This window comes from Blastococcus sp. SYSU D01042 (assembly GCF_054050515.1).
Genome location: NZ_JBJGZM010000002.1, coordinates 17,693 through 40,715, shown reverse-complemented (window position 1 = coordinate 40,715; position 23,023 = coordinate 17,693). Strand labels below are relative to the sequence as shown.

The 23,023-nt window shown below is 75.4% G+C and carries 21 protein-coding genes, 1 tRNA gene and 1 pseudogene; 15 read left to right on the top strand and 8 right to left on the bottom strand.

Annotated features, from left to right (window positions below):
- Window positions 1-27 precede the first annotated feature (27 nt).
- From ACI79H_RS04330 to ACI79H_RS04305, 6 genes are all read left to right on the top strand, one after another.
- Window positions 28-540, top strand: coding sequence for a flavin reductase family protein (locus ACI79H_RS04330; protein WP_456553147.1), 513 nt, complete (start codon window positions 28-30; stop codon window positions 538-540).
- A gap of 161 nt (window positions 541-701) precedes the next feature.
- Window positions 702-1,229, top strand: coding sequence for a sigma-70 family RNA polymerase sigma factor (locus tag ACI79H_RS04325; RefSeq protein ID WP_456553146.1), 528 nt, complete (start codon window positions 702-704; stop codon window positions 1,227-1,229).
- Window positions 1,213-2,283: a hypothetical protein gene (locus ACI79H_RS04320; RefSeq protein WP_456553145.1), complete on the top strand. Its 1,071-nt coding sequence runs from the start codon at window positions 1,213-1,215 to the stop codon at window positions 2,281-2,283. The genes ACI79H_RS04325 and ACI79H_RS04320 overlap by 17 nt, the downstream gene beginning before the upstream one ends.
- A gap of 53 nt (window positions 2,284-2,336) precedes the next feature.
- The gene (locus ACI79H_RS04315; RefSeq protein WP_456553144.1) at window positions 2,337-3,263 is read left to right on the top strand and encodes an ABC transporter ATP-binding protein; all 927 of its coding nucleotides are present in this window, start codon (window positions 2,337-2,339) and stop codon (window positions 3,261-3,263) included.
- A complete protein-coding gene (locus ACI79H_RS04310) occupies window positions 3,260-4,111 on the top strand; it encodes an ABC transporter permease (protein WP_456553143.1) in 852 nt (283 codons plus the stop codon). The genes ACI79H_RS04315 and ACI79H_RS04310 overlap by 4 nt, the downstream gene beginning before the upstream one ends.
- Before the next feature lie 61 nt (window positions 4,112-4,172).
- Window positions 4,173-6,776 carry a bifunctional FO biosynthesis protein CofGH gene (locus ACI79H_RS04305; RefSeq protein WP_456553142.1) on the top strand — a complete coding sequence of 868 codons (2,604 nt, stop codon included), beginning with the start codon at window positions 4,173-4,175 and terminating at the stop codon, window positions 6,774-6,776.
- 13 nt (window positions 6,777-6,789) lie between these two features.
- Here the strand turns inward: ACI79H_RS04305 and ACI79H_RS04300 are convergent, their stop codons facing one another.
- Together ACI79H_RS04300 and ACI79H_RS04295 are read right to left on the bottom strand one after the other, a co-directional pair.
- Window positions 6,790-7,296: a nitroreductase/quinone reductase family protein gene (locus ACI79H_RS04300; protein WP_456553141.1), complete on the bottom strand. Its 507-nt coding sequence runs from the start codon at window positions 7,294-7,296 to the stop codon at window positions 6,790-6,792.
- A gap of 4 nt (window positions 7,297-7,300) precedes the next feature.
- The gene (locus ACI79H_RS04295; RefSeq protein ID WP_456553140.1) at window positions 7,301-7,771 is read right to left on the bottom strand and encodes a CoA-binding protein; all 471 of its coding nucleotides are present in this window, start codon (window positions 7,769-7,771) and stop codon (window positions 7,301-7,303) included.
- A 135-nt stretch (window positions 7,772-7,906) separates the two neighbouring features.
- Between ACI79H_RS04295 and ACI79H_RS04290 the strand changes: the two genes are divergently transcribed.
- Window positions 7,907-8,323: a hypothetical protein gene (locus ACI79H_RS04290; protein WP_456553139.1), complete on the top strand. Its 417-nt coding sequence runs from the start codon at window positions 7,907-7,909 to the stop codon at window positions 8,321-8,323.
- A 3-nt stretch (window positions 8,324-8,326) separates the two neighbouring features.
- Here ACI79H_RS04290 and ACI79H_RS04285 read toward each other — a convergent pair whose 3' ends face one another.
- Entirely contained in the window at window positions 8,327-8,938 is a 612-nt protein-coding gene (locus ACI79H_RS04285) for a LysE family translocator (RefSeq protein WP_456553138.1), read from the bottom strand.
- Between the two features lie 117 nt (window positions 8,939-9,055).
- Here ACI79H_RS04285 and ACI79H_RS04280 point away from each other — a divergent pair, with 117 nt between their 5' ends.
- From ACI79H_RS04280 to ACI79H_RS04265, 4 genes and pseudogenes are all read left to right on the top strand, one after another.
- Entirely contained in the window at window positions 9,056-9,394 is a 339-nt protein-coding gene (locus ACI79H_RS04280; RefSeq protein ID WP_456553137.1) for a hypothetical protein, read from the top strand.
- Window positions 9,395-9,404: 10 nt separating this feature from the next.
- Window positions 9,405-9,875, top strand: a complete 471-nt coding sequence (locus ACI79H_RS04275) for an alcohol dehydrogenase catalytic domain-containing protein (protein WP_456553136.1) — start codon at window positions 9,405-9,407, stop codon at window positions 9,873-9,875.
- 24 nt (window positions 9,876-9,899) lie between these two features.
- Window positions 9,900-10,418: pseudogene (locus ACI79H_RS04270) on the top strand (zinc-binding dehydrogenase); the annotation flags it as partial.
- Between the two features lie 33 nt (window positions 10,419-10,451).
- On the top strand, window positions 10,452-10,808 hold the full coding sequence (locus tag ACI79H_RS04265) for a LuxR family transcriptional regulator (RefSeq protein ID WP_456553135.1): 357 nt from the start codon (window positions 10,452-10,454) through the stop codon (window positions 10,806-10,808).
- A 63-nt stretch (window positions 10,809-10,871) separates the two neighbouring features.
- Here the strand turns inward: ACI79H_RS04265 and ACI79H_RS04260 are convergent, their stop codons facing one another.
- The 4 genes from ACI79H_RS04260 to ACI79H_RS04245 form a co-directional block, all read right to left on the bottom strand.
- On the bottom strand, window positions 10,872-12,920 hold the full coding sequence (locus tag ACI79H_RS04260; protein WP_456553134.1) for an MSCRAMM family protein: 2,049 nt from the start codon (window positions 12,918-12,920) through the stop codon (window positions 10,872-10,874).
- A gap of 240 nt (window positions 12,921-13,160) precedes the next feature.
- Entirely contained in the window at window positions 13,161-14,315 is a 1,155-nt protein-coding gene (locus ACI79H_RS04255; RefSeq protein WP_456553133.1) for an acyl-CoA dehydrogenase family protein, read from the bottom strand.
- Between the two features lies 1 nt (window position 14,316).
- Window positions 14,317-16,311, bottom strand: a complete 1,995-nt coding sequence (locus ACI79H_RS04250) for an acetyl/propionyl/methylcrotonyl-CoA carboxylase subunit alpha (RefSeq protein WP_456553132.1) — start codon at window positions 16,309-16,311, stop codon at window positions 14,317-14,319.
- 76 nt (window positions 16,312-16,387) lie between these two features.
- Window positions 16,388-18,001, bottom strand: a complete 1,614-nt coding sequence (locus ACI79H_RS04245) for a carboxyl transferase domain-containing protein (RefSeq protein WP_456553131.1) — start codon at window positions 17,999-18,001, stop codon at window positions 16,388-16,390.
- 89 nt (window positions 18,002-18,090) lie between these two features.
- Here ACI79H_RS04245 and ACI79H_RS04240 point away from each other — a divergent pair, with 89 nt between their 5' ends.
- Complete coding sequence (locus tag ACI79H_RS04240) at window positions 18,091-18,696, top strand: SACE_7040 family transcriptional regulator (protein ID WP_456553130.1); 606 nt, start codon at window positions 18,091-18,093, stop codon at window positions 18,694-18,696.
- Window positions 18,697-18,781: 85 nt separating this feature from the next.
- On the opposite strand, the gene ACI79H_RS04235 is transcribed toward ACI79H_RS04240, so the two are convergent.
- A complete protein-coding gene (locus tag ACI79H_RS04235) occupies window positions 18,782-20,611 on the bottom strand; it encodes a hypothetical protein (protein WP_456553129.1) in 1,830 nt (609 codons plus the stop codon).
- Between the two features lie 211 nt (window positions 20,612-20,822).
- On the opposite strand from ACI79H_RS04235, the gene orn reads away from it, so the two are divergent.
- The 3 genes from orn (at window position 20,823) to ACI79H_RS04220 (ending at window position 23,017) form a co-directional block, all read left to right on the top strand.
- Window positions 20,823-21,479 (top strand): oligoribonuclease, encoded by a 657-nt coding sequence (gene orn, locus ACI79H_RS04230; protein ID WP_456553128.1) that lies wholly within the window; start codon window positions 20,823-20,825, stop codon window positions 21,477-21,479.
- A 94-nt stretch (window positions 21,480-21,573) separates the two neighbouring features.
- Window positions 21,574-21,649 (top strand) — tRNA-His (locus tag ACI79H_RS04225).
- 192 nt (window positions 21,650-21,841) lie between these two features.
- Window positions 21,842-23,017 (top strand): hypothetical protein, encoded by a 1,176-nt coding sequence (locus ACI79H_RS04220; protein ID WP_456553127.1) that lies wholly within the window; start codon window positions 21,842-21,844, stop codon window positions 23,015-23,017.
- Window positions 23,018-23,023 lie beyond the last annotated feature (6 nt).

Genomic DNA, 23,023 nt, shown 5'->3' with positions numbered 1-23,023 from the left:
TCTTCGTCGTGTGGTCGACTGTCCGCCATGCCGGTCGACGCCGCGGAGTTCGCCGCCGCCCTGGGCCAGTACGCCGCCGGGGTGTGCCTGCTGACCGTGCGCGACGGCATCGACGACGTCGGGACGACGGTCAGCTCGGTGATGAGCGTGTCGGCGCGGCCCCCGCTGCTCGGCGTCGGCCTGACCGCGGCCGGCTACCCCGCGGAGGTGCTCGAGGAGGTCGGCCGCTGCGCGCTGACCGTGCTCGCCGCACCCCACGCGATCGTCGCCTCGCGGTTCGCCTCGGCCGGCCGGCCCAGCGCCCGGCACCTGCTGGAGGCGGTGCCCTGGACCCGCGCCCCGGGCAGCGACGCCATCGTCCTGGCCGGCGGGCTCACCGCGCTGGACTGCCGGCTTCAGCGGCTCGTCGAGGCCGGGGACCACGTGCTCGCGCTGCTCGAGGTGACCGACGTGCTGCCCGGCGACCCGGCCGCCGAGCCGCTGCTGCGGCACCGCGGCCGCTACGTCGACCCGACCGGATCGGCCGCCGGCAGGGGCTGATCCAGGCGTCGGCCGCCGGGATGTCACATCCGGGGGCCCGGCGGTGCTTCCCTGGCATGGACCTCGTGCGGCATCCCCGCCACCTCCCGGGTGCGGCGGTCCCCGCGCTCGCCGGGGCGGCGCCCGCCGGTGTGCTGGGGCGGATCGGAGGGAGGGACCGGGTGCCGGCTGCCGACTCGTCCGCCCGCAGCGGCCTGCGCCCCGATCTCGACGCCGTCTTCCGCCGCGAGTACCCGCGCGTGGTGGCCGTCGCCGCCCGCGTGCTCGGCGCCCGGGACCAGGCCGAGGACGTCGCCCAGGAGGTGTTCCTGGCCTTCAACCGTTCGTCGGTGCCGGCCGGCGAGGCGGCCGGCTGGCTCTCGGTCGCCGCGGCGCACACCGCGCTCAACGTGATCCGCTCGGGCCGCCGCCGCTCCGCGCGCGAGGAGACCGCCGCCGCGGCCGGGCCGGCCGACGTGCCCGACGTCGCGGACACCGTCGTGACGCGCGAGGAGCGCAGCCTGGTGCGCGCCGCGCTCGGCCGGCTCCCGCGCAAGCAGGCCGTGGCCCTGGTCCTGCGGCACAGCGGGCTGAGCTACGCCGAGGTCGCGGCCGCCCTGGACCTGTCCCCCGGCAGCGTCGGCACCACCGTGCGACGCGCCGAATCCGCCCTGCGCGAGGAGTTGACCCGTCATGCGTCATCCCACTGACGGCGTGGTGCGCCGCCTGCTCGACGAGCCGGCCGGCGTCGCCGACACCGACCGCCGGCACGTCGCCGGCTGCCCCCGCTGCCTGGGCGAACTGGCCGCGGCCCGTGAGGACGCCGACCTGGTCGGCGAAGCGCTCGCGGCCGACGCCGACGTCGACGTCCCCGCCGCGTGGGCCCGGCTGTCGACGGCGGCGACGACTCCCGCACGGGTCCCCGTGGCGGCCTCCCCGCGGCGCGGGCGGTTCGGCGAGCTCGTCCGGCGTCCTGCGGTCGCGGCCCTCGCCGTCGGCGTGGTCCTCGCAGGAGCCGGCACCGCGGCCGCCACCGACTGGCTGCAGATCTTCCGCACCGAGGAGGTCGTGGCGGTGGGCCTGCGCAGCGCCGACCTCGTCGCGCTGCCCGACCTCGAGGCCTACGGGGACGTCGAGGTGACCGGCGACGGCGACCTCCGCTCGGTGCCCGACGCAGCCACCGCCGAGCGCGAGAGCGGCCTGCAGGTGCCCGAGGTCGACGCGCTGCCCGCCGGCGTCACCGGCGAGCCCGTGTACCAGGTGGGCGGGCAGGTCACCGCCACGTTCACCTTCTCCGCCGAGCGCGCCGCGCGGTCCGCCGGCGAGGACGTCCCGCCGCCTCCACCGGGCGTCGACGGCAGCTCGGTCCGCCTCGTCGCCGGCCCCGGCGTGGCCCAGGTGTGGAGCACCTCGACCGGTGCGCCCGGCCTGGTCGTCGGCCGCGCGGTGGCGCCGACCGCCTTCTCCGACGGCGTCGCCTTCGAGACGGTGCGCGACCACCTGCTCTCGCTGCCCGGCCTGCCCGAGGACGTCGCGGCGCAGCTGCGCGCCTTCACGGCGGACGGCTCGACGCTTCCGCTGCCGGTGCCCTCGGACTACGTGACCACCTCCACCGAGGACGTCGACGGCGACCAGGCGACCGTCCTGGCCACCCGCGACCGCACGCTGGCTGCGGTCGTCTGGGTCTCCGACGGCGAGGTGACCGTCGTGGCCGGGCCACTGGACACCGACGAGGTGCTCGCCGTCGCGCGGGGGCTCCGCTGACCGCGGCGGCCGGGCCGACCGGCGGGGCCGCCCTGGAGGACGCGGCCCGGCTGGTGGCCGGGTTGCCGCCGACGGCCGCCGCCTGGTGCACCGGCCTGCGCAAGCGCTACGGGAAGCGGACCGCCGTCGACGGGGTGTCGCTGGAGGTGGGCCGCGGCGAGGTCGTCGGCCTGCTCGGGCCCAACGGCGCCGGCAAGACGACGGTCATCAAGATGGTGCTCGGCCTGGTGCGCCCCGACGCCGGCGAGGTGATGCTGCTCGGCCGGCCGGCCACCGACCCCACCGCACGGGCCCGCGTCGGCTACCTCCCGGAGCTCTTCCGGTACCAACCGTGGCTCAGCGCCACCGAGGTGCTGGACCTGCACGTCCGGCTCTCGGGCACCGACGTGCCGCCCGCCGAGCGCCGCGACACCCTGGCACTGGTCGGGCTGGACGGCCGGGCCGGCGACCGCGTCGGCGGCTTCTCCAAGGGCATGCAGCAGCGGCTCGGGCTGGCCGTCGCGCTGGTGGCCCGGCCGGAGTTCGTCGTCCTCGACGAGCCGACCAGCGCCCTGGACCCCCTGGGCCGCGTCGACGTGCGCGACATCGTGCTCTCGCTGCGCTCCCGCGGGGTCGCGGTGCTCCTCAACTCGCACCTGATCGGCGAGGTGGAGCGGGTCTGCGACCGCGTGGTGATCCTCGACCGCGGCCGGGTCGCCGCGGCGGGCACGCTGGCCGAGCTGCTCGGCCAGCACGAGGTGCGGCTGCACCTGACCGGCCTCCCTCCGGACGGCGGGACGCGGCTGGCCGCTGCCGGCCGCGTCGAGCGGCAGGGCGACTGGTTCACCGTCGCGTTCCCCGCCGACGACGAGGCCACCGTGCCCGACCTGGTCCGCGACCTCGTGGGCCTCGGCGCGCGGGTGCACGCGGTCGAGCCCGGGCGGATCAGCCTGGAGGAACGCCTGCTCGGCATCCTGCGCGACGGGCAGGACCAGCCGTGACCCGCGTCGTCCTCACCGTCGCCGGGCTGACCCTGCGCGAGGCCTCCCGCCGCCGCGTGCTGCTGGCGCTCGGGGCGCTCACCCTGGTGCTGCTGGCGCTGAGCGGCTGGGGCTTCTCGCGGTTCGCCGCGGAGTCCGGCGGCACGCTGACCAGCGGCGAGGCGCGGCTGACCGCCTCCATCCTGCTCAACCTGGTCATGTTCGGCTACAGCCTCATCGCCGCGCTGGGCACCGCGTTCCTCGCCGGCCCGACGCTGTCCGGCGAGACCGAGTCGGGCATCGCGCTGGCCGTGCTGGCGCGGCCCATCCGGCGCTCGGCGTTCCTGCTGGGCAAGTGGCTGGGCCTGGTGACCTTCGGCGCCGGCTTCGTGGTGCTGGCCGGGCTGGCGCAGGTCCTGGTCGTCCGGGCGACGGTCGACTACTGGCCGCCCTCCCCCGTCACCGCGCTCGCCCTGCTGGCCGCCCAGACCGTCGTCCTGCTGACGCTCGCGGTGCTGCTCTCGACCGTCGTCTCGCCCATGGCGTCGGGCGTGGTGGCGGTCGGGCTGTTCTGCACCACCTGGGTCGCCGGGGTGGTCGGCGGCATCGGTGCCGCGCTCGGCAACGACGCCGTCGCCCGGGTGGGGTCGGTGTCGCGGATGCTGCTGCCCACCGACGGGCTGTGGCGCGGAGCGATGCACGGCTTCCAGGACCCGTCGGCGCTGCTGCAGTTCGGCGGTGCCGACGGCGAGGCCTTCCCGTTCCTCAGCGTCGCGCCGCTGACCCTCGCCTACGTGGTCTGGGCGGCGGTCTGGGTGGCGATGGTGTGGGGCCTGGCCGCGGTCTCCTTCGTGCGCCGGGACCTCTGAGCCGCCGGTGGTGGGGCGGAGATCCCCCTCGGCCGTTCGGCGGACTAGCGTCGGACCCGCCATGACCGCCTTGCCCGCACCCACCGAGTCCGCCCTGCGCCGTGCGCTCACCCGCGCCGAGCGGGGCGTGACCCTCGACGCCGTCGAGGCCGAGACGCTGCTGCACGCCCGCGGCCTGGGCGACGGCGAGCCGCTGGACCGGCTGCTCACCGCCGCCGCGCGGGTGCGCGACGCGGGGCTCGCCTCCGCGGGCCGGCCGGGCGTCGTGACCTACAGCCGCAAGGTGTTCATCCCGCTCACCCACCTGTGCCGCGACCGCTGCCACTACTGCACGTTCGTGACCACCCCCGGCGCGCTGCGCAGGGAGGGCAAGGCGCCCTACCTCTCGCCCGACGAGGTGCTCGACATCGCGCGGGCCGGTGCGGCGATGGGCTGCAAGGAGGCGCTGTTCACCCTCGGCGACCGCCCGGAGGACCGCTGGCCGGTCGCTGCCGAGTGGCTGGAGGCGCACGGCTTCGACTCGACGCTGGGCTACCTGCGCGCGATGGCGATCCGGGTCCTCGAGGAGACCGGGCTGCTGCCGCACCTCAACCCCGGCGTCCTGTCCTGGGAGGAGATCCAGCGGCTCAAGCCGGTGTCGGCGTCGATGGGCATGATGCTGGAGACGACCGCGACGCGGCTGTGGTCCGAGCCCGGCGGCCCCCACTTCGGCTCCCCCGACAAGGAGCCCGCCGTCCGGCTGCGGGTGCTCGAGGACGCCGGCCGCTCCGCCGTCCCCTTCACCACCGGCGTGCTGCTCGGCATCGGCGAGGACTACGCCGAGCGGGTCGACGCCGTCCTGGAGATCCGCGCGAGCGCGCAGCGGCACGGGCACGTGCAGGAGGTGATCGTCCAGAACTTCCGGGCGAAGCCGCGCACGGCCATGCAGGCCCATGACGACCTGGAGCTGCAGGAGTACGTGGCTGCCGTCGCCGTCACCCGGTTGCTGCTCGGGCCGAAGGCCCGGGTGCAGGCCCCGCCCAATCTGTCCGACTCCACCGAGCTCGGCCTGCTGCTGCGCGCCGGCGTCGACGACTGGGGCGGGGTCTCCCCGCTCACGCCGGACCACGTGAACCCCGAGCGGCCCTGGCCGAACATCGACAAGCTCGCCGAGCTCTCCGCGGACGCCGGGTTCGAGCTGCGTGAGCGGCTGGCCGCCCAGCCGCCGTACGTGCGGCAGCCCGAGCCGTGGCTGGACCCGCGGGTGCGGCCACACGTGGACGCCCTGGCCGGCCCGGACGGCCTGGCCGTCGAGGGGCGGCTGCCGGTCGGCCTGCCGTGGCAGGAGCCGGACGAGGCCTGGACGTCGTCGGGCCGCGTCGACCTCCACGTCGAGGTGGACACCACCGGGCGCACGAGCGACCGGCGCAGCGACTTCGACGCCGTCTACGGCGACTGGTCGGAGCTGCGCTCGCGCACCGAGTCCGCCCGCGACGGGCACTCGACCGCGCTGCCCACGGGCGACCCGGAGGTGCGGGCCGCCCTGGCGCACGCCGAGACCGATCCGGCCGGGCTCTCCGACGCCGAGTACCTCGCGCTGCTGGGTGCCGACGGCGCCGACCTGGAGGCCCTCACCGCGCTGGCCGACTCGGTGCGCCGCGACGTCAACGGCGACGACGTCACCTACGTCGTGAACCGGAACATCAACTTCACCAACGTCTGCTACACCGGCTGCCGGTTCTGCGCCTTCGCCCAGCGGCGCACCGACGCCGACGCCTACACGCTGTCGATGGAGCAGGTGGGCGACCGCGTCGACGAGGCGTGGGCGGCCGGGGCCACCGAGATCTGCATGCAGGGCGGCATCCACCCCGACCTGCCGGGGACGGCGTACTTCGACCTCGCCCGCGAGGTGAAGAAGCGGCAGCCGGGCATCCACCTGCACGCGTTCTCCCCGATGGAGATCGTCAACGGCGCGGCCCGCACCGGGCTGTCGTTCCGCGAGTTCCTCACCGGGCTCAAGGAGGCCGGCCTCGACTCGGTCCCCGGCACGGCGGCGGAGATCCTCGACGACGACGTCCGCTGGGTGCTCACCAAGGGCAAGCTGCCGACGGCGACCTGGCTGGAGATCATCGGTACCGCGCACGAGGTCGGTCTGCCGACGACGTCGACGATGATGTACGGCCACGTCGACACCCCGGCGCACTGGGTCGGGCACCTGCGCACCCTGGCCGCCCTGCAGGACCGCACCGGCGGGTTCAGCGAGTTCGTGCTGCTGCCGTTCGTGCACCACAACTCGCCGATCTACCTGGCCGGCGTCGCCCGCCCGGGCCCCACGGTGCGGGAGAACCGGGCGATCCACGCCGTCGCCCGGCTGCTGCTGCACGGCCGCATCCCGAACATCCAGACCTCGTGGGTCAAGCTCGCCGACGCCGGCACCAAGGCGGTGCTGCAGGGCGGCGCCAACGACCTCGGCGGCACGCTGATGGAGGAGACGATCAGCCGGATGGCCGGCAGCGAGAACGGCTCGCTGAAGACCATCGCCGAGCTCGAGGCCATGGCCGCCGCGATCGGCCGCCCCGCCCGTCAGCGGACGACGGAGTACGGCACGCCGTCGGCCGAGCGGATCGCCACCGCACGGTCCGAGGAGGGCCGGGCCCGGCTCACGCTCTCCATCACCCCGCGCTGAGCTGCGGGAGCGGTCAGCCGTCCGCGGCGGCGAGGGGCCGGATCCGGAACACCGGGTGGTCGGCAGCGATCGGCTCGAAGGCCTCGACCGGCTCGTGCCGGTCGACCGTGATGTGCGCGCGGGCACCCGGGGCGAGGTCGAGGTAGCGCTTGAGGACGGGGGCGCGCTCGGCCACCGGCACCTCCTCGAGGCGCACAGCGGTCCGCGTGCCCCGGCGCAGCACCGCCGCTCCCCCGGCGGCGCGCACGTTGTGCACCCAGTTCGCCCGTTCGCCCAGCATGGCCACCAGGTACCGCTTCCCGTCGAGGTCGGCCACCACGACGGGCACGGGCACCACCCGGCCGGTGCGCCGGCCGGCCACCTCGAGCGTGACCGCCCGCTCGACCGGGAGCCGGCCGCTGCCGAGCACCACCGCATCGAGCCGGTTGAGCACGCGGGCGAGACCGTGGGGATGGCCGTCGCGGTACATCCACCGCCGCAGCCGCCGACGCGGTCCCGCCGCCGTCCAGGAGGCGAGCACGACGTCAGACCTCCTTGGGCATGTGCCCGACGCCGAAGGTGTGCATGACCTTGTGCCCGAAGTCGGCGGTGGGCCCGAACATGCACGGGCACCCGCCGTCGATCACGGTGACGCCGTGCGCGCGCCCGAAGGCGGTGGCCTCCTCGCTCACGCTCCCGGCGCCCGGTCCGCGGTGCATCCACACGCGGTCGATGCCGAGCTCGACGCACTCGCGCATCGTCTCCTCGGCATGGGCCGGGCTCGTCCCGATGACCACCGCCTCGACCCCGTCGGGCACGGATCCGAGGTCGCGGTGAACCGGGTCGCCCTCGACCTCGTCGGCGTGGGGGTTGATCGCGAAGACGGTGTAGCCGCGGTCGCGCAGCCGCTTGTAGACGACGTTGGCGCCGTGGTCCTTCGGAGATCGGGACACCCCCGTCACCGCGACGCGCTGGTGGGTGAGGAACTCCTCGGCGGCCTGCTTGACGGGGATCACGGATGCCTCCTGGTGAGGTCGGGCGGACGCCGCCGACCCTTCCGACCGGTACCGCTGCGCCACCACGGGCGTTCGGCCCTGGGCGGTACTTCCGTCGGTCCCGGGACGGGCGGTGCGGGCGTCTAGCCTCGCCCCGTGGGTCTATTCGGGACGTTCGCGTACAGCGACGGGCGGTGGAGCAGAGGCGCCCCGACCGCGGTGCCGTTCCTGCTGGTCGACGTGCACGACAGCCGGATCGCCACCGTCGACCACCGCCGCGCCGACGCCGGCGGCGGCCGCTTCTTCCTGGGCTACGAGCCGCGCATCTACTTCGAGGAGCCCGACGCCTCGCCCGCGGTGGACGTCGACGCCGAGGCCGAGGGCTTCGCCGCCTGGGCGAAGGAGGCGACGGGCACCGAGCTCGACCCGGCCGACGTCGCGCCGCTGCTCGCCTCACCGAGCGGGGCGCCGCCGGCCGACGAGTCGGTCGAGCTCACCGTGGACCGGCTCGCGGCGCTGGCCGGCCTGCCGCCGCTGGACTGGCCGACCGAGGCCGACGGCTACGCCGGCTGAGCCTCAGCGCTGGGCGAACGCGAGTCGGGCGCCCAGGGCGACGAACGCCCCACCGAACACCCGACGCACCCAGGTCAGCACCCGCGGCCGGGAGATGACGTGGTCGCGGACGGCTGCGGCGAACAGCCCGTAGCCGACGAAGACCACGAAGGTCACGGCCATGAAGACCGCGCTGAGCCACAGCATGCCGGCCAGCACGTTCGGCGAGCCGGGCGCGACGAACTGCGGCAGGAAGGCGAGGAAGAAGATCGTCAGCTTGGGGTTCAGGATGTTGACCAGCACCCCGGAGAGGATGACCTGCCGTGCCGAGCGCGTGCCCGACTCCGACCGGACGGCCAGCGCGCCGGTGTCCCGGACCGTGTTCCAGGCCATGTGGAGCAGGTAGGCGACGCCGGCGTACTTCACGACCTGGAACGCCACCGCGCTGGTGTGCAGCAGGGCGGCCAGGCCGGTGATCGCCGCCAGCACGTGCGGGAGCGTGCCCAGCGTGCAGCCGACGGCGGCGATCACGCTGGCCCGGGCACCGCGGGCCAGGCCAGCGGCCACCGTGTACAGGACACCGGTCCCCGGGGTGGCGACGACGACCAGCGTCGTGATCAGGAACTCGACGCTCATGGCTGCTCCTCGGCCCGGCCGGTGCGACGTGGCGCGGACGCTACGCGCCGACCACGACATGGGGCACCATCCACCCGACCGCGCGGCAGCTGCGCTGCGCCCGGGAGAGGAAGACCCGTGCCCGTCCAGGACCGCCTGACCCCGCGCACCCGCCGCCTCGTCTCCCTGCTCGCGCTCCTGGTGGGCGTCCTCGCCGCCGTCCAGCTGGTGCGCGGCGTGGTCGCCCTCGCCGGCCCCGGGCCCGAGGTCACGTTCGTCGCGGAGAGCACGGTCGACAGGGTCGAGGGCACGGTCCCGGCCGCTGACGCCGGGCAGTACCTCTCGGGGGAGCAGCGGTCGGCCCTGGACGAGCAGCGGCGGACCGACGTGCGGGAGACCGCCGCCGCCGGCACGGTCCTCGTCCTCGCCGGCGCCGTGCTCGCCCTGAGCAGGCGTCGAGCGGGGGCGTCCGGGTAGGGGCCCTGCCGTGCGCGCCATCTCCTACCGCCGTACCGGCGGCCCCGACGTCCTCGAGCTGGTCGACGCCCCGGTCCCGGAGCCCGGCCCGGGTGAGGTGCGGGTGCGGGTCGCCTTCTCCGGCGTGAACCCGACCGACTGGAAGTCCCGCAGCGCGGCGCAGCCCGGCCCGGACGGCCAGGTGCCGAACCAGGACGGCTCGGGCACCGTCGAGGCCGTCGGCCAGGGGGTCGACCCGGTGCTGGTCGGCGAGCGGGTGTGGATCTGGGAGGCCGCCTGGCAGCGCCGCTGGGGCACCGCCGCCGAGCACACCGTCGTCCCGGCGTGGCAGGTCGTGCTGCTGGGGGCCGACCCGTCCTTCGAGCTGGGTGCGGCTCTGGGCATCCCCTTCCTCACCGCGCACCGCTGCCTGACCGTGGCGGAGGCGCTGCCCGACCGGCTCGGCGCGGGCGCGCTCACCGGGCACACCGTGCTCGTGTAGGGCGGCGCCGGCGCCGTCGGCAACGCGGCGATCCAGCTGGCCCGCTGGGCCGACGCCACGGTGATCGCGACCGTGAGCAGCCCGCGCAAGGCGCAGCTGGCCGCGGCCGCCGGCGCGGACCACGTCGTCCACTACCGGGAGCAGGACGTCGTCGCAGAGGTGCGGAAGATCGCCCCGAAGGGCGTGGAGGCGATCGTCGAGGTCTCCGCCGCCACCAACGCGGCGGTCGACGCGCAGGTCGTCGGCATGCACGGCGCCGTCGCCATGTACGCCGACGACGGCGGCGCCGAGGTGACCGTCCCGGTCCGCACGCAGATGGGCCCGAACGCCCGCTGGCAGTTCGTGCTGGTGTACACCGAGCCCGAGCGCGCCAAGGTGCTCGGCATCGAGGACGTGGCCACCGCGGTCGCGGACGGCGCGGTGCGGGTCGGCGAGGACGCGGGGTTGCCGCTGCACGTCTTCCCGCTGGGCGAGACGGCCGCCGCGCACCAGGCGGTGCAGGACGGTGCCGTCGGGAAGGTGCTCGTCGACGCGCGCGCCTGACCACGGGGGCCGCGGCGGCCCTAGGGTCGGGCCATGACCACCGACGCCCCCGTCGACCTGCACGCCCTCGCCGGCGACCTGCTGGAGAAGGCGACCTCGGAGCCCGCCGGCCGGGCCGCCCGCACCCTCGCGCACCCGGTGGACGGGTTGCGCCAGACGGTGATCGCGCTGCGCGCCGGCGCCGAACTGGGCGAGCACGAGAGCCCCGGCCCGGCCAGCCTGCTGGTGCTGCGCGGCAGCGTGCGGCTGGTGGCCGGCGAGCGCTCCACCAGCCTTGCGGCCGACCTGTTCAGCCCGGTCCCGGACCGCCGGCACAGCGTGCACGCCGACGAGGACAGCGTCGTGCTGCTCAGCGTCGCAGTCCCCGACCGGGCGCCGCAGGCCGACTGAGCGCGCACCGGACCCACGCGCGGACCGGGCCGCCCCGCGGGGCCGCCCGGTCCGCGCTCCGGCTCAGGGGCGACGCCGCGCGCAGCCGCGCAGCACGGAGTAGCCGGTGAGGACCAGCACGACGAACAGGATCCCGACGCCGGTCACCAGGCCGGCGGTCAGCAGCCGGGTGTCGCTCTCCGTCTGCAGTTCGGGTGCCTCGTCCGCGGCGACCAGCGTGGTACCGCCCGGCAGGGAGTTGCCGGGCACCGAGCCGGTCGACGGGGCCGGGGGCTGCGCCGCGTCCGGCTGCGGGGCCGGATCCTGCTCGACCTGCGGGGCCACGACCTCGCCGGTCACGGCACCGGCTCGCGGCGCGGTCCGGGCCGTCGCAGTGCCGGCGCCACCGGGGGTCGCGCCGGCGCCGGCGGCACCCGGGTCGCCCGTCGCACCGGCGACCGGCGCCGGGGACGTGGGGACGGCGGGGGTGCCGGACGGCGCCGGGGTGGGCGCGGCCGGCGTCCCGTCGGTGCCCGCGGTCGGACCCGCGGGAGTGGTCGTCGGGGTGGTCGGCGTGGCGGGCGTCGTCGGCTCGCTGCCGGTCCCGCCGTCGCCCTCGCCGTCGCCCTCGCCGCCCGGCTCCGCGACCGGCGTCAGGGCCAGGTCGACCCGCCAGGTGTCGTCGGTCTCCTCGGCCCCGGTCTCGAGCAGGAAGGTCTGCGGCTCCGTCTCGCCCTCGACCGCGAACGACCACTCCCCCGGCGCGAACCAGCCGTGGAAGGTGGCCACGCCCTGGTCGTCGGTGGTCATCGGGAAGGTCTCGTAGGCCGGCCACGCGGTGACCGGGTCGTCGGGGCCCGGCTCGGAGCCCGTGGCCACGAAGCCGGGGCCGGTCAGCGTGACCTCGGCGCCCTGCTCGAGGACGCCGGAGCGGCGCACCTCGGCCTCGACCGTCCGGCGGAACAGCGAGGCGTTCTGCACCGTGACCGTGGTCGCGCACGCCTCGGCGTCGATGGAGACGCAGAGCTCCAGGAGGGGGATCTCGGCCGCAGCTGCCAGGCCGACGGGCGCCACCGTCTGGCGCACCTCGTACTCGCCCGCGGGCAGGGCGATGGCTGCGCCGGTCAGCGGCAGCTCGCTGGTCTCCTCGTCCGGGAGCACCTGCACCGAGCAGCTGCCGAGCTCGTCGGTGACGCAGGTGCCCACGGTCCCGGCACCGGTGAGCTCGAACTCCGCACCCGAGAGGTCCAGCCCGGACGGGGCGGTGCCCACCGTCTCGATGACCAGGGTCGCCGACCCGGTGGCCGGGAGCTCCGGCGCGGGCGGCGGGCCGAGCCGTACGGTGCCCAGCTGGAGCGCCCTCGGTCCGACGTCGGCGGCCGTGGTCGTGACCTGCAGTGCGGCTCGGTCGTACCGGGGGTCGAGCTGCACCGGTGTGAGCGTGTAGTCCCCCGGCAGGAACACCGGCGCGGTCAGGAAGAACGGGAACAGGGAGAACGGGCCGTCGAAGGTCAGCTGGCCGCCGCGGTCGCTGGTGGCGTAGCGGTCCGCCGTCGAGCCGGGGGCGTCGAGGCGGAACGTGGCCCACGGGACAGGCGCCCCCGTGGTCGCGTCGACCACCCGCGCGGTCACGGCGTCGCGGTACAGCGAGTCGTTGGTGATGGTCAGCTTCTTGCTGATCGGCAGGAAGAACCGGTTGCACTTGCAGATCTCGACGGTGGCGACGTCCCCGCTCGCAGGCGTCACCCCGGCGAGCGCCAGACCCGAGGGCTGGGTGACGGTGTAGAGCCCCGTGGGCAGCGAGAGCCGCGACGTGGAGCTGCCCTGCACGGACTTCCCCGAGGTCCAGTCGACCTCGCACCGGCCTGACGAGTTCGTCAGGCAGGTGCCCTGGTGGGTCGGCGAGGTGAACCGGATCCCGGCGCCGGCCCGGTCCACCCCCGGCGGGAGGTCCCCGGTGACGTCGAGCTGCACGGTGAGCTCCCGGACCTCCCCGAGCGCGGTCGGCTTCGGCGCGGCGGTGGCCGCGGGTGCGACGACCACGCCCAGCGCGAGGGCGAGGACTGCCAGCAGGGAGCCCAGGGCGGTGATCCGCCACCGGGCACGAGGGGCGTGGACGGCCGACTGCTTCACGATGCGCTCTCCGGCGGTCTCGCGACGACCGTCGTCGCGAGCCGCGCGCAGCCTGTCCGGCGCGACCCCGGGCGACCCACGACACGCCGCCCCCGACCCGGGCCCGGGCGACGCCGCCCCCTCGCCTCCCAGCAGTCCCACGCGCCACCGGCGGCGTGGTGCGGAACTGCCAACCGGCCTGTCGACTCGTGGTCGCCGTTGACGGTGAAAGCCCAGGTCAGCGGCCGATTTGGTACCGGATCAGCCCAGGCCGAGGTCCCGGGCGATGAGCATCCGCTGCACCTCGCTGGTGCCCTCGCCGATCTCCAGGATCTTCGCGTCGCGGTAGAACCGGCCCACCGGGAACTCGTTCATGAAGCCGTACCCGCCGTGCACCTGGGTGGCGTAGCGGGCGTTGTCCATCGCGACCTCGGAGCTGTACAGCTTGGCGATCGACGCCTCGCGCTTGAACGGCTCGCCGCGGAGCATCTTCTCCGCCGCCCGGTAGTAGGCCAGCCGCGCAGTGGAGGCGCGCACCTCCATGTCGGCGATCATGAACTGGATGGCCTGGTTGCGGCCGATCGCCTGCCCGAAGGCCTCCCGCTCGCCCGCGTACTTCACCGACTCGTCGACGCACCCCTGCGCCAGCCCGACCGAGAGCGCCGAGATCGCGATCCGCCCCTCGTCGAGGATCGAGAGGAACTGCGCGTAGCCGCGGCCACGCTCCCCCACCAGGTTCTCCTCGGGCACGCGGACGTCGGTGAAGGACAGCTCGCGGGTGTCCGAGGCGTTCCAGCCCACCTTCGAGTACCGCTGGCCGACGGCGAACCCCGGCGTCCCCGACGGCACGATGATCGCCGAGATCTCCTTGCCGCCGTCGGGCCGCGTGCCGGTGACGGCGGTGACGGTGACCAGCGCGGTCAGGTCGGTGCCCGAGTTGGTGATGAAGGCCTTGGAGCCGTCGATCACCCAGTGGCCGTCCTCGAGGCGCGCGGTGGTCCGCGTGGAACCGGCGTCCGACCCGCCGCCGGCCTCGGTGAGCCCGAACGCGCCGAGCGCCTCGCCGGCGCACAGCCGCGGCAGCCACTCGCGCTTCTGCGCCTCGGTGCCGAACCGGAAGATCGGCATGGCGCCGAGGGACACACCGGCCTCGACGGTGATCGCCATGGACGAGTCCACGCGCGCCAGCTCCTCGAGCGCCACGCACAGGTCGAAGTAGGTGCCGCCCCCGCCGCCGTACTCCTCGGGGAACGGCAACCCGAACAGCCCCAGCTCGCCCATCTGCCGCACGATGTGCGTCGGGAACTCGTCCCGCTCGTAGAACTCGCCGATCTGCGGGGCGATGACCTCGCGGGCGAACTCGCGCACCGTCGTCCGCAGCGCCTCGGTCTCGGGCGAGAGCCGGTAGTCCAGCATGTCAGTCCTCCTGCCCGGGAGCGGCCGGGGTCACCAGCGCCACCCGTTCGTCCAGCGCGACCGTCCGGCCCGCCGTCACCAGGAGCTCGGTCACCGTCCCCGCGACCGGGGCGGTGAGCACGTGCTCCATCTTCATCGCCTCGACCACCAGCAGCGGGGTCCCCGCCGCCACCTCGTCGCCGACCGACGCCTGCACCACCGTGACCGTCCCGGGCATCGGGGAGGTCACCACGCCGCTCCCGGCGCTCCCGGCCGCGGTCGACGCCAGCCGTTCCTGCTCGCGCAGCGCGGTCACGTGCCCATCGGCGGCCAGCCACACCGTGCCGCCCTGGTGGACCACGGCGTAGGAGGTGGTGAGGTCGCCGACGGTGACCGTCAACCGCTCGCCGTCCCGGACCGCCCGGGCGGGCACCACGCCGTCGTCGCCGACGCGCACCTCGGCCGCCGTCGACCGACCGCGCAGCCGCACCTCCACCGGCTCGCCACCGGCGGCCTGCAGCCGGCGCACCGTCCAGGCCGGCTCGCCGAGCCGCCAGCCGTCCGGCACGTCCCACCGGTCGACCACCGGCCCCGACGGCTCGCTCTCCACGAGGAGCGCGAGGGCGGCCGCCACGAAGACGGTGGAGGGCACCGGGTCCGGCGTCGTCAGCGCCTCGCCGCGGCGCTCGATGAGGCCGGTGTCGAGCCTGCCCTCGACCACGTCGGGGTCGGTCAGCAGCGCCCGCAGGAAGGCGGCGTTGGTCGTCACCCCGAGGACGGCGGTGCGGCCGAGGGCGGCGACCAGCCGGGCGCGGGCGGTCTCCCGCGTCGGCGCCCAGGCCACGACCTTGGCCAGCATCGGGTCGTAGTCGGTGCCGACGGCGGTGCCCACGGCCAGCGAGCTGTCCACCCGGATGCCGGGGCCCTCGGCCTCGACCAGCCCGAGCACGGTGCCGGCCGAGGGCAGGAACCCGCGCGCGGGGTCCTCGGCGTAGAGCCGGGCCTCGATCGCGTGCCCGTCCAGGGAGACGTCGCTCTGCTCGACCGGCAGCCGCTCTCCGGCGGCGACCCGGACCTGCAGCTCGACCAGGTCCAGGCCGGTGATCGCCTCGGTGACCGGGTGCTCGACCTGGAGCCGGGTGTTCATCTCGAGGAAGAAGAAGTCGCGCGGCCGGTCGGCGTCGACGATGAACTCGACCGTGCCGGCGCCGGTGTAGCCGACCGCCTTCGCCGCCTCGACCGCCGCGCGGCCCATGGACGCCCGCATCGCGGTGTCCAGCAGCGGCGACGGCGCCTCCTCGACCACCTTCTGGTGCCGGCGCTGCAAGCTGCACTCCCGCTCGCCGAGGTGGATGACGGTGCCGTGCGCGTCGCCGAGGACCTGCACCTCGATGTGCCGGGAGTTGCCGACGTAGCGCTCCACCAGCAGCGTGTCGTCGCCGAACGAGCCGCGCGCCTCGCGGCGGGCCGCGGCGATGGCGTCGGGCAGCTCCTCGGCCGAGCGCACCACCCGCATGCCCTTGCCGCCGCCACCGGCGCTCGGCTTGAGCAGCGCCGGGAACCCGACGGCGACGGCGGCGTCGGCCACCTGCGCGTCGGTCATCCCCGGTTCCGTGCGGCCGGGCACGACCGGCACCCCGGCGGCCGTGACGGTCTGCTTGGCGCGGATCTTGTCCGCCATCGCCTCGATCGCCGCCACCGGCGGGCCGATGAAGACGATGCCCGCGGCCGCGCAGGCCTTCGCGAAGTCGACGTTCTCGGACAGGAACCCGTAACCCGGGTGCACCGCCTGCGCGCCGGTGCGGGTGGCGGCGTCGAGCACCCGCTCGATCGACAGGTAGCTCTGCGCCGCGGGCGCCGGCCCGATCGGCACGGCGACGTCGGCCAGCCGGGTGTGCAGCGCACCGGCGTCGGCGTCGCTGTGCACCGCGATCGAGCGGATGCCCATCGCGCGCAGCGTCCGGATGACCCGGACGGCGATCTCGCCCCGGTTGGCCACCAGCACGGTCTCGAACACCTACGCCACCGCCCCTTCCTGCTTTTCCGCGGAGAAGCGGTCCGCTTCTCCGCGGAAAAGCAGGGAGCTGATGGGGTCACATGCGGAAGACGCCATAGCCGACCTCCTCGAGGGGCGCGTTGGCGCAGGCGGAGAGCGCCAGGCCGAGGACCGTGCGGGTGTCCGCGGGATCGATGACGCCGTCGTCCCACAGGCGGGCGGTGGCGTAGTAGGGGTGCCCCTGCTGCTCGTACTGCTCGCGGATCGGCGCCTTGAAGGCCTCCTCGTCCTCGGCCGGCCACTCCTCGCCGCGGGCCTCCAGGCCGTCGCGGCGCACCTGGGCGAGCACCGACGCCGCCTGCTCGCCGCCCATCACCGAGATGCGGGCGTTGGGCCAGGTGAAGAGGAAGCGGGGCGAGTACGCCCGGCCGCACATCGAGTAGTTGCCGGCACCGAACGAGCCGCCGATGACCACGGTCAGCTTGGGCACCCGGGCGCAGGCGACGGCGGTGACCATCTTGGCTCCGTGCTTGGCGATGCCACCGGCCTCGTAGTCGCGCCCCACCATGAACCCCGAGATGTTCTGCAGGAAGAGCAGCGGGATCTTCCGGCGGTCGCACAGCTCGATGAAGTGCGCGCCCTTGAGCGCGGACTCGCCGAACAGCACGCCGTTGTTCGCGACGATCCCGACCGGGTGCCCGTGCAATCGGGCGAAGCCGGTCACCAGCGTCGGCCCGTAGAGCGGCTTGAACTCGGCGAACCGGCTGCCGTCGACCAGGTGGGCGATGACGTCGCGGACGTCGTACGGGGTGCGCGGGTCCGGCGGCACCACCGAGGTCACCGACGCGGGGTCGTGCACCGGCTCCTCGACCGGCTCGACGTCCCAGGGTCGGGGCTCGCGCGGGCCCAGCGTGCCGACGATCCGGCGGACGATCTGCAAGGCGTGCGCGTCGTCGTCGGCCAGGTGGTCGGTGACCCCGCTGACCCGGCTGTGCAGGTCTCCCCCGCCCAGGTCCTCGGCGCTGACCACCTCACCCGTTGCCGCCTTCACCAGCGGCGGGCCGCCCAGGAAGATCGTGCCCTGCCCGCGGACGATGACCGCCTCGTCGCTCATCGCCGGCACGTAGGCGCCGCCTGCCGTGCACGACCCGAGGACGGCGGCGATCTGCGCGATCCCCGCCTTGGACAGGTTGGCCTGGTTGTAGAAGATCCGGCCGAAGTGCTCGCGGTCGGGGAAGACGTCGTCCTGCATGGGGAGGAAGGCGCCGCCTGAGTCGACCAGGTAGACGCAGGGCAGCCTGTTCTGGCGCGCCACCTCCTGCGCGCGCAGGTGCTTCTTCACCGTCATCGGGTAGTAGGTGCCGCCCTTGACGGTGGCGTCGTTGGCCACCACCACGCACTCGCGCCCGGCGACCCGGCCGATGCCGGTGATGATCCCGGCGGCGGGGGCGTCGCCGTCGTACAGGCCGTGCGCGGCCAGCGGGGAGAGCTCCAGGAACGGGCTGCCCGGGTCGAGCAACGCGTCCACCCGCTCGCGCGGCAGGAGCTTGCCGCGGGAGACGTGCCGCTCGCGGGCGCGCTCGCCGCCGCCGAGGGCCACCGTGCGCAGCTGCTCGGCCAGGTCCGCGGCCAGCGCGGCGTGGGCGGCGGCGTTCCGCCCGGCGGCCGCGGCGTCGGTCGACGAGCTGGGGGAGAGCACCGGGGCGTCCACGGCAGCAGGTTAACCATCGTTCACTCCCGGGGGCCAGCCCGCGCGCCGACGGGATGAACCGCGGTTCACGCCTGGCTACGATCCGCGGGGTGACGACCACCGGCCCGGCGCGGGACACCGCCCTGCACGCCGACGCCGCCCGGCCCTCGCGGCGGGAGCAGATCCTGCAGGCCGCCGCGCAGCTCTTCGCCGAGCGCGGCTCGCGCGCCGTCGGCGTCGACGACGTCGGCGCGGCGGTCGGCGTCACCGGTCCCGCGATCTACCGGCACTTCGCGGGCAAGGACGCGATGCTCGCCGAGATGCTGCTCCGGATCAGCGAGCGGCTGCTGGCCGGCAGCACCCAGCGGGTCGCGGCCGCGGGGGCGGACCCGGTCGCCCAGCTACGGGCCCTCATCGCCTTCCAGGTCGAGTTCGCGCTGGAGAACCCGGCACTGATCACCGTGCACGACCGCGACCTCGGTTCGCTGGCCGAGGCCGACGCCGCCCAGGTGCGCCGGCTGCAGCGCCGCTACGTGGAGGTCTGGGTCGCGGTGCTCGCGCGGCTGCACCCTGCTGCGGAGGCCGCGGCCTGCCGCGCCCGCGCGCACGCGGTCTTCGGGCTGATCAACTCCACGCCGCACAGCGCCGGGCAGCTCGACCGGCCGGCGATGGCCGCGCTGCTGGCCGGGATGGCCGAGGCCGCCGCCACGTCCTGACCCCCTGAGCTCCACGAGATCTGCACACTCGGGGTGTTCAGCGGTCTGAAGACTCCGAGTGTGCAGATCTCGCGGCGGGGGGCCGTCAGCCGGCGGGGAGCTCCGGGGTCACCAGGGAGAGGCCGTCGGTGGCGATCTTGTCGATCTCGGCCTCGGTGCCGCCCGAGTTCTGGTCCACCCAGGCGCTCTCGACGATGGTCACCGTCGGTCCGGACACCGCGCTGGCGTACTCGGCGCTGCGCAGCTGCTCGGGCCCGCCGGGGTAGCGCACGCCCTCGCGCAGCAGGTCGTTGACGTTGCCGCTACCGCTGGTGTCGGCCCGCCCGCGCAGGTCCCGGGCGGCAGCGGTGTCGGGCATCCGCACCCGCGCCACCGAGACGACGACGTCGCGCCCGCCGACCTGCGCCGAGTACAGCGCGCGGGACAGGCCCGAGCAGTCCGAGGTCTGGAAGAACGTCGCGATCTGGCCGTAGGCGCGCCCGGCGCACGACTCCTGCGACTCGGCGGCCTGGACGGTGAAGGCGACGCCGCCCACCTCCTGCACGCTGCCGAGGGCGGGGCCGGCCGGGCCCGTCTCCTCCGTCGGCTGCTCCGGGGCCGCAGCGCCTTCGCCGCCGCCGTCCCGGTCGGCGAGCGCGAGGCCCACGCCGACGCCGGCCAGCACCAGGACGAGGACGCCGAGCACGGCCAGCAGCGTCCGGCGGGTGCGCCCCGGCGTGCGGTCCGCGCGGTCGTCGTCCTCCGCGCTGCGGTCCCAGAAGTGCTGCGGAGCCGGCTCGGCCGCGGGGACCGGCGCGACGGGGGCGGCCGGCTGCGGCTGCTGCGCCGGGAGGACGGCGGTGCGCGGCGGAGCGGGTGCCACGTCGGGCTCGGCGGCGGCGAACAGGCCGCCGATCCCGCCGTCGGACGGCGGCTCGGGCGGCCCGTCGATGGCCACGGTCTCCCGAGCGGGCGCGGTCGGCGGCGCCGAGGCGGGGGTGACCAGCTGCACGCCCGGGGGCGGGCCGGCCGCGGGCAGGGGCGGCACGGACGCGGGGACGTTCGGCAGGGGCGCCGGTGCGGTGGACCGGGACGACGACTCCGCCGCGGCGGCCGCGTGCGCAGCGGCGACCGAGGCGGCCACCGCCTGGTCGATCGACGCCCGCGTCGGAGCGGCCGGGCGGGCCTCCTCCGGTGCGGGGGCCGGGGCCGGCGGGGTTTCCGGGGGCGGGCCGCCCGGCGTCGCGGCCATGGCGGCCGGGGTCAGCAGCTGCGGCCGGCGCAGCACGTAGGGCGAGTAGGGGAAGCCCTCGCCGTTGAGCTCCTCGACCGAGGGGCCGCGCCCCTCCAGGCCGAGCGCCTCGAGCGCGGCCCGCACGTCGGCCGTCGTCCACAGGCGGGGGTTGTCGACGCCGGTGTACCGGCTGGCGCGGGCGATGCCGAGCAGCAGCGAGCGGGTGTCGAGCTGGGCGACCTGGTCGCCCTCGCCGAGGTCGCCGTCGGCGGGCAGCAGACCCTCCACGCTCCCGACGAGCACCGTGAGCCGGGCGATGCGGCCGGGCTCCAGCCCGGCGCGGCGCAGCCGGACGGCGGTCTCCATCCCGGCGCGCATGAGCCCGTCGAGCGGGGTGGACCCGCCGCCGGCCAGCTGCAGCACCGCGCCGCCCGTCCCGGCGGGGCCGATCGTCCAGGGCCCCTCGGGCGAGGCGGTCACGACGCCGGTCTGGCGCACCACCTCGGCGACGCGGACGACCGCGATGCCCTCGGGCACGAACAGGACGGCGTCGGAGAGCCGGCGCTGCAGGGGCCCGTCGGCGAACGGGATCGAGGCCACGACCGCGCCCCGGACGGCGTTGCCGGTGTCCCAGCGGACCAGCTCGGCGAAGAAGGCGCGCTCCCCGTCCGTCTGCGGAGGCAGCGGGGTCAGGGGCAGCACGGCGTGGTCCTCCGGGCGGTGGCGTGGGCGGTCTCGCGGTGCCGGGCGGGCCGGCGGTGGTCGTCCCCGTGGTCGCTCCCGACGCTACGTCACGTCGTGCTGACGCATCGAGGACCGCGCCGGATCCCGCACGGATCACACGAGCACGCCGGCGCGGCGCGCCCGGCGGGAGCGGCGCACCTGTCGGAGGGGGTGCGTACCCTCGGTCGCCGTGGCTGACAGCGCAGGGCACCTGGTCTGGATCGACTGCGAGATGACCGGGCTGGACCTCGAGAAGGACAAGCTCATCGAGGTCGCGGTGCTCATCACCGACTCCGAGCTGAACGTCCTGGACCCGGGCCTGGACCTCATCATCGGGGCGGAGGACGCCGACCTCGACGGCATGAACGAGGTCGTCCGGGAGATGCACGCCAAGTCGGGGCTCACCGAGGAGGTGCGCGCCTCCGCGCTGACCGTCGCCGAGGCCGAGCAGCAGGTCCTCGCCTACGTGAAGCGCTTCGTCCCCGAGCGCCGGACGGCTCCGCTGTGCGGCAACTCGATCGGGACCGACCGCGGCTTCCTCGCCCGCGACATGCCCGAGCTCGACGACCACCTGCACTACCGGATGATCGACGTCTCCTCGGTCAAGGAGCTCGCCCGCCGCTGGTTCCCGCGGGTCTACTTCGCCCAGCCGGCGAAGGGCCTGGCACACCGGGCACTGGCCGACATCATCGAGTCGGTGCGCGAGCTGGCCTACTACCAGCGCACCGTCTTCGTCCCCGCGCCCGGACCCAGCAGCTCGGACGCGAAGAAGGCCGCGCAGGACGTCGTCGGCGGGTTCGCCGCGCTGCTCGGCGGCGAGGGCGGGGAGTCCTCCACCGTCGCGTGAGGAACGCCGCTCCCCCGGCCTCGTCGGCGCGCGGAGGCGCTCCGGTATCGTTGCGCCGGTTCCCCTCCCGCGCCTGCGCGGGCGGACGGACGTGGTGGGTGTAGCTCAGCTGGTAGAGCACCAGGTTGTGATCCTGGGTGTCGCGGGTTCGAGCCCCGTCACTCACCCCACGCGAGAGGCCCTGGTCGGTACGCCGGCCAGGGCCTCCGCCTTTCCCGGAGTCCGCGCGGAGCCGGGCCGGAACCCATTGACCGGGGGCCGACCGCGCAGGAGGGTGCGGGTCGGCTCGTCGGGCGGCTGTGCGCGGCCGACGCGTCGCCCCGCCGTCCTCCCGCCCCCTGGAGCACCCCCTGACCGTCGCCATGGACCATCCCGGCGCCAGCGCCGCGACGTCGACGTCCGCCGGCCTCGTGGCGCTCGGCGGGCTCACGTCGCTCGGCGCCGGGGCGATCCACGCCGCCGCCATCGGGGTCCACAGCGAGCACCGGCCGGCCGTCCTCGCGTTCACCGCGGTCGCCGCCGCCCAGCTGGCGTGGGGCGTCCTGGCGCTGGTCCGCGGCACCCGCCTCATCGCCGTCCTCGGCCTGCTGGTCGGAGCGGGCGCCCTCGGCGGCTGGGCCCTCGCCAAGGTGAGCGGCATCCCCTTCGTCGCAGGGCTCGACGTCGCCGAGCCGGTCCAGACGGCGGACGCCCTCGCCGCCGGGCTCGGCCTGGCGTCGGTGTCCGCCCTCGGCGTCGCCCTGTGGCCGGAGCACGACGCCCGCCCCGTGGTGCGGGCGCCGTTGCCGCTCCTGGCCGTGGGGGTCGCCGCCCTCACCGTCTTCGGCATGGTGACGGCGGGCTCGCACGCCCACGCCGCCGGGGACCACCACGGCTCGGGCGGGACGCTCGCCGCCGGCCACGACCACGCCGACGGGGCCGGGGACCACGTCGAGGACGCCTCGGCGGCCACCGTGCCCTACGACCCCACCAGGCCGATCGATCTCAGCGGCGTCGAGGGCGTCACCCCCGAGCAGCAGGCCGCGGCCGAGAACCTCATCGCCGTGACCCTCCACGGCCTCCCGCAGTGGGCCGACCCGGCGTACGCCGAGGCCCACGGGTTCCGCTCCATCGGCGACGGCTTCACCGGCATCGAGCACCTCGTCAACGAGGCCAACATGGACGACGACGTCATCCTCGACCCGGACGTCCCGGAATCCCTCGTGTACGACACGAGCGGGGGCGACCGCCGCCTGGTGGCGGCCATGTACATGCTCAAGCGCGGCACGCCCCTCGACCAGGCGCCGGACCTCGGCGGCAACCTCATGCAGTGGCACACCCACGACAACCTCTGCTACAACGCCGAGGGCAAGGTGCGGGGCATCACGGACGCGAGCGGCGCCTGCCCGGCCGGCCTGGTCAAGCCGGTCGAGACGCCGATGATCCACGTCTGGCTGGAGCCGCACCCGTGCGGGCCGTTCGCGGCGCTGGAGGGCATCGCCGGCGGCCGCATCCCCGACGGCGAAGAGGTCCTCTGCGACCACGCCCACGGCGACTGACCGACG

What these genes read in the sequence shown, in the direction of transcription:
- ACI79H_RS04255 (WP_456553133.1), bottom strand. Translation starts at nt 14,315, where the DNA reads ATGCTGGACTACCGGCTCTCGCCCGAGACCGAGGCGCTGCGGACGACG.
- ACI79H_RS04265 (WP_456553135.1), top strand. Translation starts at nt 10,452, where the DNA reads ATGACCACCGACGCCCCCGTCGACCTGCACGCCCTCGCCGGCGACCTG.
- ACI79H_RS04305 (WP_456553142.1), top strand. Translation starts at nt 4,173, where the DNA reads ATGACCGCCTTGCCCGCACCCACCGAGTCCGCCCTGCGCCGTGCGCTC.
- ACI79H_RS04285 (WP_456553138.1), bottom strand. Translation starts at nt 8,938, where the DNA reads ATGAGCGTCGAGTTCCTGATCACGACGCTGGTCGTCGTCGCCACCCCG.
- ACI79H_RS04320 (WP_456553145.1), top strand. Translation starts at nt 1,213, where the DNA reads ATGCGTCATCCCACTGACGGCGTGGTGCGCCGCCTGCTCGACGAGCCG.
- ACI79H_RS04330 (WP_456553147.1), top strand. Translation starts at nt 28, where the DNA reads ATGCCGGTCGACGCCGCGGAGTTCGCCGCCGCCCTGGGCCAGTACGCC.
- ACI79H_RS04220 (WP_456553127.1), top strand. Translation starts at nt 21,842, where the DNA reads ATGGACCATCCCGGCGCCAGCGCCGCGACGTCGACGTCCGCCGGCCTC.